The organism is Listeria sp. Marseille-Q6474 (assembly GCF_946902005.1).
Taxonomy (GTDB): Bacteria; Bacillota; Bacilli; order Lactobacillales; family Listeriaceae; genus Listeria; species Listeria innocua.
On sequence record NZ_CAMPPS010000001.1, the window covers coordinates 1126664 to 1142197 of the forward strand.

A 15534-nucleotide genomic window follows, 5' to 3' on the forward strand; every position below is an offset into this window, starting at 1 on the left:
ACTCTCTATTTTACACGTCATATTCTAATTCTTTTGTCGCTAAATCAATAAAATCTAGTGGTGTCTTCACTTTTTCGCTGTCAAATTGGCTTGTTCCAATGCGAAGTTCTAGCTTCACTCGGTACTTCGCGGCAAATTCTTCGGTGTTGGCCTCAGCTATGCGACTTTTAATTCGGTCAGCAACTAATTTCCCGCCTGGCTCATCTGTTAAAAGCAAGAGCCCCCATGTCGCATCGTCCTTATCTAGCAAATAAAGAACATCACTCGTACGGATACAAGTCTCTAAAACTGCCGAAATATCTTGCAGTGCCAGGCGCATTTCATCTTCGCTTTGGAATCGTTTCAACTCGCGCCAGTGGCGAACTTTGATAACCATCAGTGATAAAGGTAAATCATAACGACGCGAAATGCTGGAAAAATGCGCTCATCATTTTGGAAAGAAACGATATTTTTAAGCAAAGTTTCTTGATCGATGGTTCCTAAATATAAGTTTTGCTGTTTGATTTTCGTATTTTCTTCTTGCAGTCTGGAGGTATTTCTTGTAAACATCGCACTCGCTACCGTAAAAAGTGGCGTAATAATAAGCCAGTAGTAGCTGCCAATCCCATATGCCATTTGATTTGCAACAATTTCATAAATAATGTAAGTCGCATAAATGAAAATATAGAGGACATTTAAAATCAAACCAAGCGTTAAATTCGTAAAATAGGTGATAATCACAAGTAAAAAAGTGATATTTAATAAAATAATGTTTCGCAAATATTCATCTGGCGTATTAATCATAAAGCCAATCGTGATGAAACAAAGCAAGATGAAAAATAAAAAGCCAATATCTGCAAATAAGTTATTCGTTATTTTTTTCATGTTTATTTCTCCCTCACTTCCGGCTCCGGCGATATTTACGCAAGATTAGTAGGACAGCGACAACTAGGATAACGATTGTAAGAAGCGCGAATGCTCCAAACACGGTTACTTCTTTGTTATTACTAATTTTTGTCCCAAAACTTTCTTCTTTTGCATCTGCTGCTTTTTTGAACCTATAAGAGTGGATCGTGTTGTCATTATCAACAATGGCGCCGTCCCCGTAGATTTTAGCTAAATTAGCTTTTGTGGAGATTAAATCAGAACCAAGCTCTGTTTGTTTAGCGCCCGGACCAGTTACTGCGAGCACGGGTACGCCACCAGAAGTAATCAGTTGCACACTACCGAGTTGTTTGCCGTAATTTTTTTCAATCGAGATTTTTTCGTTGGAAAGGAAATAACTACCTGATTTGTTGTACTGGAAATATAGGTCATCATTGGCATTTTTTATGACTGGATTGTTGTTCATTGTGCCCACTGCGATAATGTTCGAGCCTTCTTTTGGCTTTTTCCAGTTTGTCGCATGTACGGCAGTTAGATTGCCTCTGTTTCCATCATGGAAGCGACCCAATAGATTGAAAATATTTGCTAACGAATCCGTATCTTCTGTCGTTAATTCGTCGGGAACAACGACAACTGCATTGTTAAAATCTCCACCAGCAACGAATGGATATGGATATTGTTCAAATAACAAGTCTGTTTCTTCGCTTGTATTCAGGTTAATGGTAGATTCTGGTGTGATATACGCCCAAGGAATTTCGGAATCTGCAATAAAACCACAATAATTATTTGTTAAAACTAAATCAAAGGCAACTGTCACAGAAAAATCACCTTTAACATTTAAATCGCTTGGAATTTGGAACGTTACTTTATCACTATTTGCTTTTTTGGCGGATAGTTTTTGGCTACCGATTGGCTTTCCATTGACTAAAACTGTTACTAAGGAATGCTCAAAATCTAAGTTTTGGGCGTATCTGAAATCAAGCGATACCTCTGTTCCTGTTGAGGCGCTTCGGTTTGCAGGCATACTGATGAAATAATCTTGCGTGATGTGACCGATTCCTTTTAGTTTATCACCAGTTGTTGTGAGTTTGGTATTTTTATCAATATTGTTGGCTGGCGTGTCAATTTGTTCATCCGTTGTTAGCCATTTAGTATTTGCTCCGAGTTGACTTAAGTAATTTTGGTTGGCAATTAATTTCCCTGCTTTTTTAAGGGCATCATTTGATTTAGAAGTGATTACGAGTGTGTTTGTGTTTCCTACTTTCACAACTTGGAAAAGTGCTTGCTTTTCTAGTTTTTGATCGTCTTTAATTTGTGTTTTTATGTCATTTGGTAAATTGTCATAGCTGGAAAAAAGGACGATATAGTTTTTGCCATCGCGCGTTTTTGCCTCTTCGTACTGACCAAAAGTGATATTTTTATCTTCTAACGTATTCGCTGCTGAAAATCCAGAAAGCCCTTCAAGTGCTGCGCCAAGTTCTGCGTCACCTGCTTTTTTGAGGACAGCTACCGCGCCTTGCCCACTTTTCACAGTATCAATTCCAGTGAAGCGTTCGCCAAAATCAGCGACCGTATTTTGAAAAGCTTTATCAGAATAAGAAACGTTTACCGCGCTGGTTTTGTCGAATTGTAGCCAATTGGCAGGCGTATCATCAATCGTACAACGACCATCTGGTAAATCTGTGTAGACAAAACTTTCAATGGATAGAACGTTCACGCCTTTTTTTAGTTTATCTTTTGGAATTTCAACTTCGATTTGTTTCGTTCCTTTGTCGGTTTTATCAGGTTTAAATGAGTAAAAGGCAACATCGTTAATTTTTAATGTCATTGTTGAAACTTCTCTTTCGCTCAGTTGGGTAATCGTGTATACAAGTTTCACGTTTGCGTTTGACACGTCCCAATAATTCTCCACAGTGAAGTTTTGTTTCGTTGTCGTGAATTTCCCCTGAGCGGTTTTATCTGTTCCAAAAACCGTTTGATAATTTTTATCTGCTGCGAAAACGTCTGGCCTATACAGAAATAGTACGGCGAAAACAAGCAGCCCCATAACAGCTAATTTTTTCATTAGGCACTCTCCTTTTTAGAAACGCTCGGTTTTATACCATTTGGTTTCTCTCTTTAGTACAGTATCTTTTAAGAAAATAAAGAACCCATATGCGGCGACCACCATCCAAAGTTGGCAATAAGTCACATACATTAACATAATAAATAATAGATTTGAAAAACTAATTTCCCCTTTTTCAGTGGTGAGCGTAATAAAAGTACCAGCGACAAAAAGTAAAATAGCAAGCAACCAAAGCGCCCCGCTAAGGCCAGCAAGCGTCGTATGTACAAGTCCAAGCGCATATAATACAAGTAAAACATCACTAACAATCAAGGAAGTTAATAATAAAAAGTAAATGGATAAAAAGTACAAAATATCAAAGCGAACGCGTCTACCTTCTCGTTTGAAAAGAAGTGGAACATTTTTTAAAATCACATAAATATTACCTTTCGCCCACCTTGAGCGCTGTTTAAACCAGACTGGCAATGTTTGTGGTTCTTGCTCCCAAGTAACTGCCTTCGCTTGAAATTTGATGCGGTATCCCATCATATAAATCCGAAAACTAATTTCGGTATCTTCAGCGACAGCTTTCACATCCCAACCACCAATTTCTTCTAGGAGCGACCTTCTCACAATAAAATTGGTACCGGGAATGGTGCACAGTTTGAATAGCGCCCATCGACCAGCCTGAGCCATCCACTGAAAGCTTAATGTTTCGATATTGATAAATCTCGTTAACCAGCTCGCGTTTCGATTCCGCGTTCTGAATTTACCAATGACCGCACCGAGTTTTGCATCATTGGTAATCTCGCCGACAAGAATTCGTAGCGCTTGTCGTTCTGGCGTATTATCGGCATCATAAATTGCCACCAGTTCGCCGCGACTTTCCGCAAATCCGATATTGAGGGCGTTCGATTTTCCTTTTCCGCCTGTAATATTATCGGTATTAATTATTTTTAACTGACGGGTTGGATTTTTTGCTTGAATAGCTGCTAGAAGTTCTGCGCTATTATCAGATGAATTATCATTAATGACAATAATTTCGTAGCGATCGACCGGATAATCAAAGGCCAATAGCGATTCTACGGTCTTCACGATTACTTTTCCTTCATTATGGGCCGGCACCATGACAGAAACAAATGGTACTTCCGCTGGTATTTCTGGCACTTTACGCGCTTCGTTTTTCAAATAATAGATATATCCCGCAACGATTAACACAATATTAATTAGTAAAAGTCCCCAGATACAAACCACCGCGAATAATGCTAAATAATCTGCAACAACCATTTATTTCACCTCATTTCATATATTTTTTCATATAAAGCCGGTATCCAAAGATGAATAAAACACCAATAATTCCAAGAGAAAGTACAATAATTATCGTGAAAAATGTATTTTGATAGCCGAAAAATCCTTCTAAACTACCAGCTTGTTTTTTAGTTTTATCTTTATTTGTTTTAATATACTTTAAATCACCATCTAGCGTTACGGACTGATTATTGATATAAAGCGAGCCAGCATTTGATTCGATTGTGTCTTTATTTGTTTTTACTTGATGATCTTTATACCGGAAGTCACTTATGTTTTCATTTGCCAGATTGTTCGCAGCAGCCTTTAACTCCTTCTCATTCTGGAAAAATGAATAAGTCACCGCTATATCAACAGGGAAGTTTTTTCCGCTTGTCGTCGTTTCATAAAAATCATTCGCTACACTATAAGGTGACTTTTCAAAAGCGCTACCGTTGTTCTTTTTCGTTGTATGAATAATTTTTTGGTTCGGTAGTAAAATTCCAGTGTTAAATGGTTCAAAGCCTTCAGTACCATATACTTTATCAAAATTCCAATATAGTTCTGCTGTCACACCGAGTGCCGCTATATCATGGTCTGCAAAAAAATGTAACGATTTTTGGATAATGTTTTCAAGGTCCCCCGGCGGACTATCTCCATACGTAACGACTGGAACATCCATCATAATAGTGCCATTTTTTGCTTGCACATATCGTAAAATTTCCGCATAATTTTTTGCTGCTTGAAAATCTTGATTATAGAAAACCGGCCCAGCGCTTATAATAAATGGAATTCCTTTTTCATAAAATGTGTCTGCCGTTTTTTTAAGTAAATCAAAACCAACAAACGGGTTTACATCGGTTATAAGCGCATATTGATTCGTCGTAGTTTTAATTTCAAATACTGCTTTGAGTAAGTCCATCAACGCAAATTCACTCGTATTATTTGCTTGAAATATTGGCGTATATGCATAATTTCCAGCTCGAATACCGTATGCTGCTTTGCCATTTTCCGCAGCATCCATTTCGCCTAACGCTTCTCCTTTATAGGAAGTAATTAAATTCGTTTCGTTCACTAACTGAGGTTTTCCCGCTAGTCCTGCCTCGGTTTTAATAGTGATGGAAGTATCTGTAATCGCTTTTGTTTGCAACTGCAATTTATTCGCTAAGAAAGTTGGCGGATTTGCACCTATATATGCGATTTTCGCCTTACTTTCAGCTAATTTCTCGGTCCATTTGTCTGTTAATTGATCCTTTTTATTTTGCAGTACGATAATTTCGCTTGCTTGACTTAGATCCGGATTTTCTTCCCAAGAGTAGACCGTCACCCGTTTTCCCAAACTGTTTAACATTCGAAGTAGCGAGTCCATATTCCCTTCGTTATCCGTCCCTTTTGCCAAACTATCATAAAAAACGACCACATCACTATCTGCTTTTGCTGTTTGAGGATGGGCAGTTACTACGAGAGCGACGCAGGCAAAGAGAATACTTATAATGATTTTTTTACGCATTCCGCTCACCTCGTTTCTTCAAATAAAATTCGAGTAATGAAGCCGCGCCAATCAACATCGTTAAGTCAAAACAAACATTAAACAGGAAATTATGCTTCGTTAAATCCGCTTCTCCGTCACCAACAATTGTCACTAAAATCACTGCAAATCCTGAGCCAATCAGTAAAACGACTAAATCAAACAGTAGCGTTCCCCGAATGTTCTTCTCGCGGAAATGTTTAAACGCGCTCACACCATATCCAATCAGAAAAACAAGCGCCCATAAAATCAAAAACGTGAATTTCTCCGGAGCAAGTTTTTCTTTCACATCACTGTAAGCCGAGAAAAAATGCGTTTTCTCTTTAAATTTATATCCTGTCGCTTTTTCAAAATTACCCATTTCAAATGGTCGAATTGAAAAACTATTTTGCGCGGATAAATCAAGCATTTTCCCAAATTGTTTCGGATTTTCCAAATAATAACTTAAAACCGTGACAAAATTATAATTTGGATAAAATTCCTGTTCCATTAATTTTGAATCTAAATCAATCATTTTATATTTTTGATAAAAGTTGGTTCCTTTAAGTAAAGCGAATTCAGAGTTCATTCCCATTTCCTCAAGTGATTTCTCCGGATTTTCCGAATCAAGCAACACACCGCGAGTCATTGTTTGATACTGATTTATCGTGACAAATTCTCCCGGAATGAATGCGTACATCACTACACCACTCATGAAAATAACAAAAAAAGTAGCCGCAGCCGAAATCCGAAACGCGCGATTTTTCCGGATGAAAAACACGAGTATACCGCAAACTGCAATCACAACCGCAATTGGCGCATTTTGCTGCTTGGCCGTAATTAAAATAAGGGACGCTACAAAAATCAAACCTAACATCGCATAATCATTATATTTATGGTTATATAAAAGTAAAAATCCCGCTGAAATATACAGCATCATAATCAAAATAAGTCCTTCACTAAAAAACGAATTAAAATAAGCTGTATAAGCGGTATCTGCGAAAATAAATACAGTTAGCGCAGCAATAACGTAACCAGACCAACCTTTCATTTTTGCCGTTAAACCAGCCACTAATAAGTAAATCGCTGGCAAAAGAAGCACTAATTGTAAAGCACCTAAAAAACGCACATCAAAAACAGTAGTTGACCAAAAAATTTTATTTAAAAGAAGCGCAATTTGAATAAAAATACTTTGCGAGGAGTAAATCGCAACTTGGTTTTCATTAAAATATTGATAAATCCCGAACTCCTTCACAAAATGTCCAAATTGTAACGCGTCATAATTAGCATTATTTACAAATAAACCATTGCTTGAGAATATTCTAAAAAAGTCTCCATTATCAGCCATACCAATATACGGTGGCACAAAAAGCGCAATAATAGTTATAATAAAAACACAAATAACCGCAAATATTTGCGGTGTTAGATGATGCCATAGCCACGTACTAATGGATTTTATTTTCCCCGTCATGATGCTATCCCCTTTTTATTCTCGCTAATTCCATTCACAAATTAGACACATTTACACTCCATTATACGAGAATGTCATAAGTTTTTCCATGGTTTTATTTATTTTATTACAATTAATGCGAACAACTTATTTACTAGCAACACTTTTCCACTAAAAGAGTTATAATAAACAAAAAAACTTTCTTGACTACTACGTCGCGTCATACTTTATAGTTGAAATCAGAAGGAGGAATCATTCATGCAAACAAAAGAATTAGCTGAACTCACTGGTGTAAGTGTGCGCACGCTTCATCACTACGATAAAATCGGCCTACTCGTCCCGCAAAAAGACGACTGGAACGGCTATCGTATTTATTCAGAAAAAGATGTCGACAAATTACAACAAATTCTTTTCTTTAAAGAACTCGATTTCCCTTTGAAAAAAATAAAGCAAATTCTTGATGATCCTAGTTTTGATAAAGAAGTCGCTTTATCCTTGCAGCGCCATTTATTAATAGAGAAAAAAACACGAATTGAAGCGATGCTCGAAACCTTAGATCAAACCATCAAGAACGAAAAAGGAGAAGTAATTATGACGAATGAAGAAAAATTTACTGGCTTTGACTTTTCAACTAATCCATATGAAGAAGAAGCACGAAAACTTTGGGGAGATAAAGTTGTAAATCAAGCAAATGAAAAAATCACTAATATGAATGAAAAAGAACAAATGGCTATAAAAGAAAGTTTTGATGCAGAATTTCGCCAATTGGCCGCTGTTAGAAAATCCGCCCCAGAATCAAATGAAGCCCAACAAGCAGTCCACCAGTTTTTCCAATATTTAAATGATACTCACGGGAATTTATACTCGCTTGAAGCATTTGCAGGACTCGGAGAAATGTACGTGGCAGATGAACGTTTCACTAAAAATATCGACCAGTTTGGCGATGGCCTTTCTGCTTTTCTGAAAGAAGCTATGGCGATTTATGCCAAAAATAATTAAAAAAACCGCGATTTTCTTTTAAAGGAAATCGCGGTTTTTTTAAAATTAATGCGCCAAAATAGGGTTGGTATGACTTATAACAGGGTAAATAGTATAAGATTTAAATAATATTGTAGAAGAAGAAAATTACTATGTTTTAAAGGGAGGAACTTATGTTTAAACACATCTTGCTTTCATTAAATGGGTATAAAGCATCCTATTTACGAAATGATGTTATTTCAGGTGTTGGGGTTGCTGCACTGACAATTCCTGTTGCAATGGGATACGCGCAAGTAGCAGGACTTCCACCCATCTATGGTTTATATGCATCATTTTTACCGGTTATTGCTTATGTTATTTTTGCCAGTTCGCCGCAATTGATTTTTGGGATTGATGCGACAGCTAGCGCCATTACTGGATCAATTATCTTAGGAACAGCTGGACTTGCAGCAGGATCCAAAGAAGCCATCGCGCTCGCCCCGATTCTAGCATTCTTTTGTGCAGTCTTTTTAGTACTTTTCTCCGTCTTAAAATTAGGTCGTTTTGCAAAATACATATCTGCTCCAGTTCTAAGTGGATTCATTTCAGGACTTAGTGTTTCCATTATTATGGGGCAAATTCCAAAAATAATGGGACTTAAAGAAAGCGGAGATAGTTTCTTTTCTAGTTTAGGTATTATTTTCGGTCAATTTTTCCAGTCTAATTGGATTTCATTTGCAATGGGTATCGTTACAATCATCATTGTCATAACTTGTAAAAAAGTAATTCCAAAGATCCCGATGTCACTTGTTGTCTTAGTACTTGGAACAATGGCAGCTTATTTCTTCAAACTCGACCAATATAATGTAGATATTGTTGGTAAAATCCCGGTTGGTTTCCCTTCCCTTGCCCTTCCTGATTTTGGAGCAAGTTCATGGGCACTTGCGATTGGTGGCGGTTTAGTTTGTGCTATCGCTACCTTTGCCGGTTCACTATTACCAAGTGAAAGTTTTGCAATGAGAAACAAATATACGATTGATGATAATCGTGAGTTATTCGCTTACGGGATTTCTAATTTCGTCGCTGCGTTTTCTGGTTGTTCTCCAGCGAGTGCCAGCGTATCAAGAACAGCTGCAAACGAGCAATTTCGTGGTAAAACACAAATGGTTTCGATTGTTGCCGCAACCATTATCGCACTGATTGTTGCCTTCTTAAGTGGCTTACTTTACTATATGCCACAACCAGTTCTTTCAGGTATCGTATTCGCCGCTCTTGTGGGCATTATTGATGTGGATGTTTTAAAAGGTTTATTCAGAGTTTCTCGTCGTGAAGCAACCGTTTGGATTGTTGCCGCTCTCGGAACACTTTTAGTAGGTGTAATTTTCGGGGTACTACTTGGAATTTTCTTATCGTTCATCAATGTAGTCAGTCGCTCAATGAAATCACCAATTGCGATTCTTGGCGTGATTGACGGACGCCACGGTTACTTTGATTTAAAACGTAAACCAGAAGCAAAACCTATTCCAAATGTAGTTATTTATCGTTATAGCGCTTCCCTTTTCTTTGGGAACTTTAACAAATTCGCAGATGGCTTAAAAGAAGCTGTCCAAGATGATACAAAACTAGTCATTTTTGAAGCGAGTGCGATTATTAATATCGATACAACCGCTACCGAATCTATGAAAGACTTGCTCAAATGGCTTGATGACAAAGGCATTGAATATTACTTCGCTGACCTAATCGACCATTTGAAAACCAGCTTTAGAAAACATGATCTTGGCTATATTATCGATAACGGCTACACGAAGAAAACCGTGGAAGACGTGCTCGATGCTTATTATGCCGAACATAAATAACAAAACGCTTAGCCGGGTCTAAACTCGACTAAGCGTTTTTTTCATTTTTACAAAAGGGCAAAAATCCGCGGACTAATTAATCGCACAAACGGAGAAACGACAACGATTTGCAAAAATAAAGCAACAAAATAATTGCGTAAAATAAGAATACCTAAGTGACTCCATTCGCCTTGGTTTACAATCAGGCTAAGGGTCGACATAAGCACACACATAAACGTAACCATTAACAATTGCATCATGATGATCTTTTTAAATTTCGAAGCATCTTCACTAACCAAAAGGGCGTGCAGACGAGACGCGATTTTTCCTACTACAAAAAAGTCTAATAAAAATCCAATAAAAAGAAACGGAACAAACGCTTTTAGAATAATCATAAAAGAATTCGCGCCAATACCATTTTCAAGAAAGATATTATAAGAGCTCATGCATAAAATCATTAAAGAACACATAATAAGTGTAAAAACGACCTTCTCTTTCATATTACTGTACATAATTTCACCTCCAAAGAACTATCGTAGCAAAATAAAAAATTCTTCGTAAGTGACAATTTTGTTACAAAAAAAGTTTTGCTCGGAAATCCAAGCAAAACTTAGCTTTTTACATTTTTTCTTTGTCAATTTGCGTTCTTATTTCCCGGGCAATATTTTCAATTGTATATAGTGCCGGCAACTGGGACGTGATATTGGCTTCCTGATACATTTCCTTATTAATATAATAAGCGATGTTCGCATCAGATAGCCTCGCGATGGTCGATTTCGCGCTATTTGTAATCGAAATCACTTTACAATTTTGCGCCTTCAATTGGTGAATATATCTGATGATGTCTTCATTTTCCCCTTCCACCGAAATCGCAATCATGCAGATTTTATCGGATAATTTGCTCGATAAATGGTAAAACGGGTGGTTGAGCGGATCTTCAATATGTAGCGCCAGCGTGAATAATGACGAAAAATAAATCGCGCCATATTCAGCGATTACGCCCGATGAACCAACTCCAGCAAATAAAACAAGTTCGCGGTCACGGAGAATTTCTACTGCATTTTGAATTTGCGCTTTAAATTCTGGTTGCGCCGTCCGTTTCAGAAAATCGATATAAGTCGTTTCATCCGCCATATCGATTTGCGCCAACTTCTGCTCTTCCAAATAAAGCTGTAATTTCACCCGAAACTCCGAAAAACCATTACAACCAAATTTCCGGCAAAAACGCAGAATCGTCGTCGTACTCACGTGCGCTTCCGTCGCCAAATCGCGAATCCGCATATAAACAACTTTCTCTAAATTTGCCACTATATAATTATAAATATCTAATTCCGTATCATTTAATTCCAAATTTTTATCCAAAAAAAGCATTTCCGCACCTCTTTTCGCTTTATTTTACCATGTAACACCTCGTTACTCAAATGTGACAAGTTCCTACTTAGAAAATCCTTACCTAAAGCTCGTCAAATACTAGCTATTTTTTCATAAAATTCCTATACTATAACTGTGAGAAGAAAAGGCAACTAACAATTAAGTAAGCCTTTTCAAAAAAATATCCTTGGAGGTATAAATAATGACTAAAGGTATTAAAATCGCGACTATTGGTGGCGGATCAAGTTATACACCCGAACTAATCGAAGGATTTATTAAACGTCAAGACGAATTACCAGTTCGTGAACTATGGTTAGTAGACGTAGAAGCTGGCCGTGAAAAATTAGAAATCGTTGGTAATTTAGCAAAACGTATGGTAGAAAAAGCTGGCGTTGACATGGAAGTACATTTAACATTAGACCGTGAAGAAGCTTTAAAAGACGCAGATTTCGTAACAACACAATTACGTGTAGGTTTACTAGACGCACGTGTGAAAGATGAGCGCATCCCGAATTCATATGGCGTAGTTGGTCAAGAAACAAACGGACCAGGCGGCATGTTCAAAGGACTTCGCACAATCCCAGTTATTTTAGATATTTGTAAAGACATGGAACGCCTTTGCCCAGATGCTTGGTTAATCAACTTTGCTAACCCAGCTGGAATGGTAACAGAAGCAGTTCTTCGTTACAGTAACCAAAAGAAAGTTGTCGGCTTATGTAACGGTCCTATCGGCATCGAACGTAACATCGCTGAAACTCTTGGCGTAGACGTTTCTGAAATTTACGTAGAATTCGTTGGTCTAAACCACATGGTATTCGCGAAAACTGTTTATCATAATGGCAAAGACGTAACAAAAGATGTTGTTTTCAAAATGACAGAAGATGAAGCTGGCTCAAGCCTTAAAAATATCAATGCAACTGGTTGGGACAAAACGTTCTTACGTACACTTAATATGATTCCAATCGACTACTTGCGCTACTACTGGCAAACAAAACAACAACTGGAAGACCAAGCTCGCGCATACGCAGAACATGGTACTCGTGCAGAAGTTGTTAAAAAAGTAGAAGCGGAACTTTTCGAGCTTTACAAACAAGAAGAACTTGCTGAAAAACCAAAACAATTAGAACAACGCGGCGGCGCTTACTACAGTGAAGCAGCATGTAACCTAATTAACTCTATCTATAACGACAAACGCGACATTCAAATCGTTAATACTCGTAACAATGGTGCCATCCTTGATATCGACCCTGATTCCGCAGTAGAAACAAACTGTGTCATCACTCGCCAAGGCCCAATTCCACTAGCAAGCGGACGCCTTCCAATCGCTATCAACGGCATCATCCAAGAAATCAAAACTTTCGAGCGCCTAACAGCCGAAGCAGCAGTTACTGGAGATTACGACAAAGCACTACTTGCAATGACAATCAACCCACTGACTCCAAGCGAATCTGTAGCCCGCGAAATGCTGGATGAACTTTTAGAAGCGCATAAAGAGTATTTACCGAATTTCTTTAAATAAGTAAAAAAGAGCCTGTCAAAGGGCTCTTTTTTTATATCCGCCAATCCGTCATATTATTCTCCAAATAATCAATCCCAAACGCCAAAAGCCCAATCCGATAATCCGTCGTAAACTTACGCGACAACACAATCTCCGGCAAAACCGCATATGGATAAACTTGCTTTAATTCTTCCGTCAGTTCCTCGGTGAAGTCCTTCTGCCCAAAATAAAAATTTGTATAGAGCACAATCGTTTCCGGATCATAAAAACTCATCGTTAGCAGCACCATTTTACGAATGTGCGCTTTAATTTCATCGACCGAAAAGTCAAAGTTATCCCAGTTCACTTGAAGCGGCATATGCTTAATCTCCCCAGCCAGTCCGTTCTGACCTTTCAAAATCTCTCCGTTCATCAAAAGCCCCGCACCCGGTGGAAAACGCTCCGGATAATAAAGTCCAACGATATTCTCCTCTTTCACCGGTCGATTTTTATACCCTAAAATCGCCGCATTCGTATCCGTCTCAACCAACACCGGCAAATTCACTTCCGCCTCCAAAGTCTCCCGCAATTGCACATTTAAAAGTAGCGGAAAGTCCATCGCGCGCAGCTTACCACCAATTTCAATCCCTGGCACCCCAATTACAACGCAAGAAATCTTCGGAAAAGCGCAAACAAGATCTTTCGTATTCCGTTTCAGCGCAGTAATGTCCAAATCCTCCCCAGACATATCCTCCACAAACTCCGGCTCACCAAGCAAATTATAGACCGAAAAAGAATAAGTAATTTTCTTCCACTTTTCTTGCAAACTAATAACTAACACCTGCTGAAAATTAGGATTAATTTTATACGAAACAGCTCTTCTTCCGCCAGTCGCAACTGAATTATCTTGTTCTAAAATCTCTTCATTTTCCACTAAATCACGAATCAACTTATTCACTGTAACTACACTAAGCCCAGTCACTTCGGCGATTTCTGCTTTCGTCATCGCACCTTGTTGCCGTAAAATCGACTTGATATTTTTCTTATTCAACTCTTTTAAATCACGAGGAATTGCCATCATCACCGCTCCATTCGTAAAGTTATTAAACAAACTTTATAAACTATATTTACTATCATTTTAACCACTCAGAACCCATTTGTCAAAACAAAAAAGAACCCCTCATTACGAGAAGTTCTCTTCACTTTATTATTTAGCTTTTCGAATAAAGAGCGAACACAGCAGACCAATACAAGCCATAATCAGTCCAAAAACAAAAGCATTTTGAATTCCGGCTGTCAGTGAAGCGACCATTTGTTCAGGTCCCATCCCTTGCGCCGTTTCCATATACGCTTTTTGTCCAGCAGACATGATTGTAATCGCAACAGCTGTCCCGATTGCGCCGGAAACTTGTTGTAATGTGTTCATAATCGCTGTGCCATCAGGATATAATTTTGGCGGCAATTGGTTTAATCCGTTTGTTTGTGCCGGCATCATGACCATTGAAATCCCAATCATTAACACTGAATGAAGCACGATGATAGTTAATGCAGATGTTCCAACTTCTATTCTCGTTAAGAAAAATAGTGCAATAACCGCTACGATAAACCCTGGGATAACAAGTGCGCGTGGACCGTATGCATCGAACAAACGCCCAGTAAATGGTGACATTAAACCATTCAGCACCCCACCCGGAAGTAAAACTAGTCCCGCTGAAAACGCCGCGAGTGCTAAACTATTTTGCAAGTATAGCGGTAGTAAAATCATCGTCGAAAGAATCATCATAAAGCTGATAAATACTAAAATAAGTCCTAAAGTGAACATTGGGTATTTAAATACTTTCAAGTCCATCAAAGGTTTTTCCATTGTTAGTTGGCGCCAAACAAAGAGTCCAAGCGCAATTCCACCAACGATAATTGAAACTAATACCGTCGCGCTTCCCCAACCATTTTCTCCCGCGCTACTAAAGGCAAATACGACTCCACCAAAACCTAGCGTCGAAAGAATAATCGATAAAATATCAATTTTCGGCTTCGTAACAACCGAAACATTTTGCATAAATTTCATTCCGAATAATAACGCAATAATAAGGAATGGCAAGGAAATCCAGAAAATCCAGTTCCAAGTCAAGTTTTCTAAAATAAGTCCTGAGATTGTCGGACCAACTGCTGGTGCAAACATAATTACCAGCCCAATCATACCCATTGCCGAGCCACGTTTATGCTCTGGGAAAATCAGTAAAATCGTGTTAAACATTAACGGTAGTAATAGCGCCGTACCTACTGCTTGCACTACGCGTCCAATCATTAACATCGCAAACGTTGGCGAAAGCGCCGCGATCAGCGTACCTGCAATCGAAAAACTCACTGCTGTAAAAAATAATCCTCGTGTTGTAAACCATTGTAAAAGCAATCCCGAAATCGGCACTAATATTCCAAGCGTTAGCAAATAACCTGTCGTAAGCCACTGCACTGTCGCTGAACTAATATCAAACACCTGTATCAAATCACTAAGCGCCATATTAAGAGCAGTTTCACTGAATAGTCCAATAAAACCAGCCATCAAAAATGAGGCAATAATCGGTATTGGGCGAATCTTCTGCCCACCTGTTGCTTCTTGCTGCATATAATTTCCCCCTTCTCAGACTAAAAATAAGTAGTCTACGTTTGATATTACGGAGATTTTGCCAATAAGTCAACGTTTCAAGCTTTATTTTTACGAAAAATTTACAAGCTATGCTATAC

At 38.3% G+C, this 15534-nt stretch carries 11 protein-coding genes and 1 pseudogene; 3 read left to right on the forward strand and 9 right to left on the reverse strand.

The window, feature by feature from the left end; all coding sequences use genetic code 11:
• Positions 1-10: 10 nt before the first annotated feature.
• From OC533_RS05680 to OC533_RS05700, 5 genes and pseudogenes are all read right to left on the reverse strand, one after another.
• Positions 11-864 (reverse strand): annotated as a pseudogene (locus OC533_RS05680) (diguanylate cyclase domain-containing protein).
• A 13-nt stretch (positions 865-877) separates the two neighbouring features.
• Entirely contained in the window at positions 878-2929 is a 2052-nt protein-coding gene (locus tag OC533_RS05685) for a cellulose biosynthesis cyclic di-GMP-binding regulatory protein BcsB (RefSeq protein ID WP_194323225.1), read from the reverse strand.
• 15 nt (positions 2930-2944) lie between these two features.
• Positions 2945-4195 carry a glycosyltransferase family 2 protein gene (locus OC533_RS05690; RefSeq protein WP_003760625.1) on the reverse strand — a complete coding sequence of 417 codons (1251 nt, stop codon included), beginning with the start codon at positions 4193-4195 and terminating at the stop codon, positions 2945-2947.
• Between the two features lie 10 nt (positions 4196-4205).
• Positions 4206-5705 carry a DUF2334 domain-containing protein gene (locus OC533_RS05695; RefSeq protein WP_194330318.1) on the reverse strand — a complete coding sequence of 500 codons (1500 nt, stop codon included), beginning with the start codon at positions 5703-5705 and terminating at the stop codon, positions 4206-4208.
• Positions 5698-7173 carry a hypothetical protein gene (locus OC533_RS05700; protein ID WP_194323224.1) on the reverse strand — a complete coding sequence of 492 codons (1476 nt, stop codon included), beginning with the start codon at positions 7171-7173 and terminating at the stop codon, positions 5698-5700. Before OC533_RS05700 ends, OC533_RS05695 begins: the two co-directional genes overlap by 8 nt.
• 237 nt (positions 7174-7410) lie before the next feature.
• Between OC533_RS05700 and OC533_RS05705 the strand changes: the two genes are divergently transcribed.
• Positions 7411-8151 carry a MerR family transcriptional regulator gene (locus OC533_RS05705; protein WP_185481837.1) on the forward strand — a complete coding sequence of 247 codons (741 nt, stop codon included), beginning with the start codon at positions 7411-7413 and terminating at the stop codon, positions 8149-8151.
• A 152-nt stretch (positions 8152-8303) separates the two neighbouring features.
• A complete protein-coding gene (locus OC533_RS05710) occupies positions 8304-9965 on the forward strand; it encodes a SulP family inorganic anion transporter (protein WP_194322473.1) in 1662 nt (553 codons plus the stop codon).
• Positions 9966-10012: 47 nt separating this feature from the next.
• On the opposite strand, the gene OC533_RS05715 is transcribed toward OC533_RS05710, so the two are convergent.
• Together OC533_RS05715 and OC533_RS05720 are read right to left on the reverse strand one after the other, a co-directional pair.
• The gene (locus OC533_RS05715; protein ID WP_112120125.1) at positions 10013-10456 is read right to left on the reverse strand and encodes a hypothetical protein; all 444 of its coding nucleotides are present in this window, start codon (positions 10454-10456) and stop codon (positions 10013-10015) included.
• A gap of 106 nt (positions 10457-10562) precedes the next feature.
• Positions 10563-11315, reverse strand: a complete 753-nt coding sequence (locus tag OC533_RS05720) for a MurR/RpiR family transcriptional regulator (RefSeq protein ID WP_003760613.1) — start codon at positions 11313-11315, stop codon at positions 10563-10565.
• A 202-nt stretch (positions 11316-11517) separates the two neighbouring features.
• Between OC533_RS05720 and OC533_RS05725 the strand changes: the two genes are divergently transcribed.
• Positions 11518-12834: a 6-phospho-beta-glucosidase gene (locus OC533_RS05725; protein ID WP_003726689.1), complete on the forward strand. Its 1317-nt coding sequence runs from the start codon at positions 11518-11520 to the stop codon at positions 12832-12834.
• Positions 12835-12865: 31 nt separating this feature from the next.
• On the opposite strand, the gene OC533_RS05730 is transcribed toward OC533_RS05725, so the two are convergent.
• Positions 12866-13870 (reverse strand): ROK family transcriptional regulator, encoded by a 1005-nt coding sequence (locus OC533_RS05730; RefSeq protein WP_194323223.1) that lies wholly within the window; start codon positions 13868-13870, stop codon positions 12866-12868.
• Between the two features lie 129 nt (positions 13871-13999).
• Entirely contained in the window at positions 14000-15415 is a 1416-nt protein-coding gene (locus OC533_RS05735) for a DHA2 family efflux MFS transporter permease subunit (RefSeq protein WP_003770629.1), read from the reverse strand.
• Positions 15416-15534 lie beyond the last annotated feature (119 nt).

Bases quoted from the DNA above. Each gene is read 5' to 3' on its own strand.
- OC533_RS05720 (WP_003760613.1), bottom strand. From the start codon at position 11,315: ATGCTTTTTTTGGATAAAAATTTGGAATTAAATGATACGGAATTAGAT.
- OC533_RS05695 (WP_194330318.1), bottom strand. From the start codon at position 5,705: ATGCGTAAAAAAATCATTATAAGTATTCTCTTTGCCTGCGTCGCTCTC.
- OC533_RS05710 (WP_194322473.1), top strand. From the start codon at position 8,304: ATGTTTAAACACATCTTGCTTTCATTAAATGGGTATAAAGCATCCTAT.
- OC533_RS05725 (WP_003726689.1), top strand. From the start codon at position 11,518: ATGACTAAAGGTATTAAAATCGCGACTATTGGTGGCGGATCAAGTTAT.
- OC533_RS05730 (WP_194323223.1), bottom strand. From the start codon at position 13,870: ATGGCAATTCCTCGTGATTTAAAAGAGTTGAATAAGAAAAATATCAAG.
- OC533_RS05700 (WP_194323224.1), bottom strand. From the start codon at position 7,173: ATGACGGGGAAAATAAAATCCATTAGTACGTGGCTATGGCATCATCTA.
- OC533_RS05735 (WP_003770629.1), bottom strand. From the start codon at position 15,415: ATGCAGCAAGAAGCAACAGGTGGGCAGAAGATTCGCCCAATACCGATT.
- OC533_RS05690 (WP_003760625.1), bottom strand. From the start codon at position 4,195: ATGGTTGTTGCAGATTATTTAGCATTATTCGCGGTGGTTTGTATCTGG.
- OC533_RS05715 (WP_112120125.1), bottom strand. From the start codon at position 10,456: ATGTACAGTAATATGAAAGAGAAGGTCGTTTTTACACTTATTATGTGT.
- OC533_RS05705 (WP_185481837.1), top strand. From the start codon at position 7,411: ATGCAAACAAAAGAATTAGCTGAACTCACTGGTGTAAGTGTGCGCACG.
- OC533_RS05685 (WP_194323225.1), bottom strand. From the start codon at position 2,929: ATGAAAAAATTAGCTGTTATGGGGCTGCTTGTTTTCGCCGTACTATTT.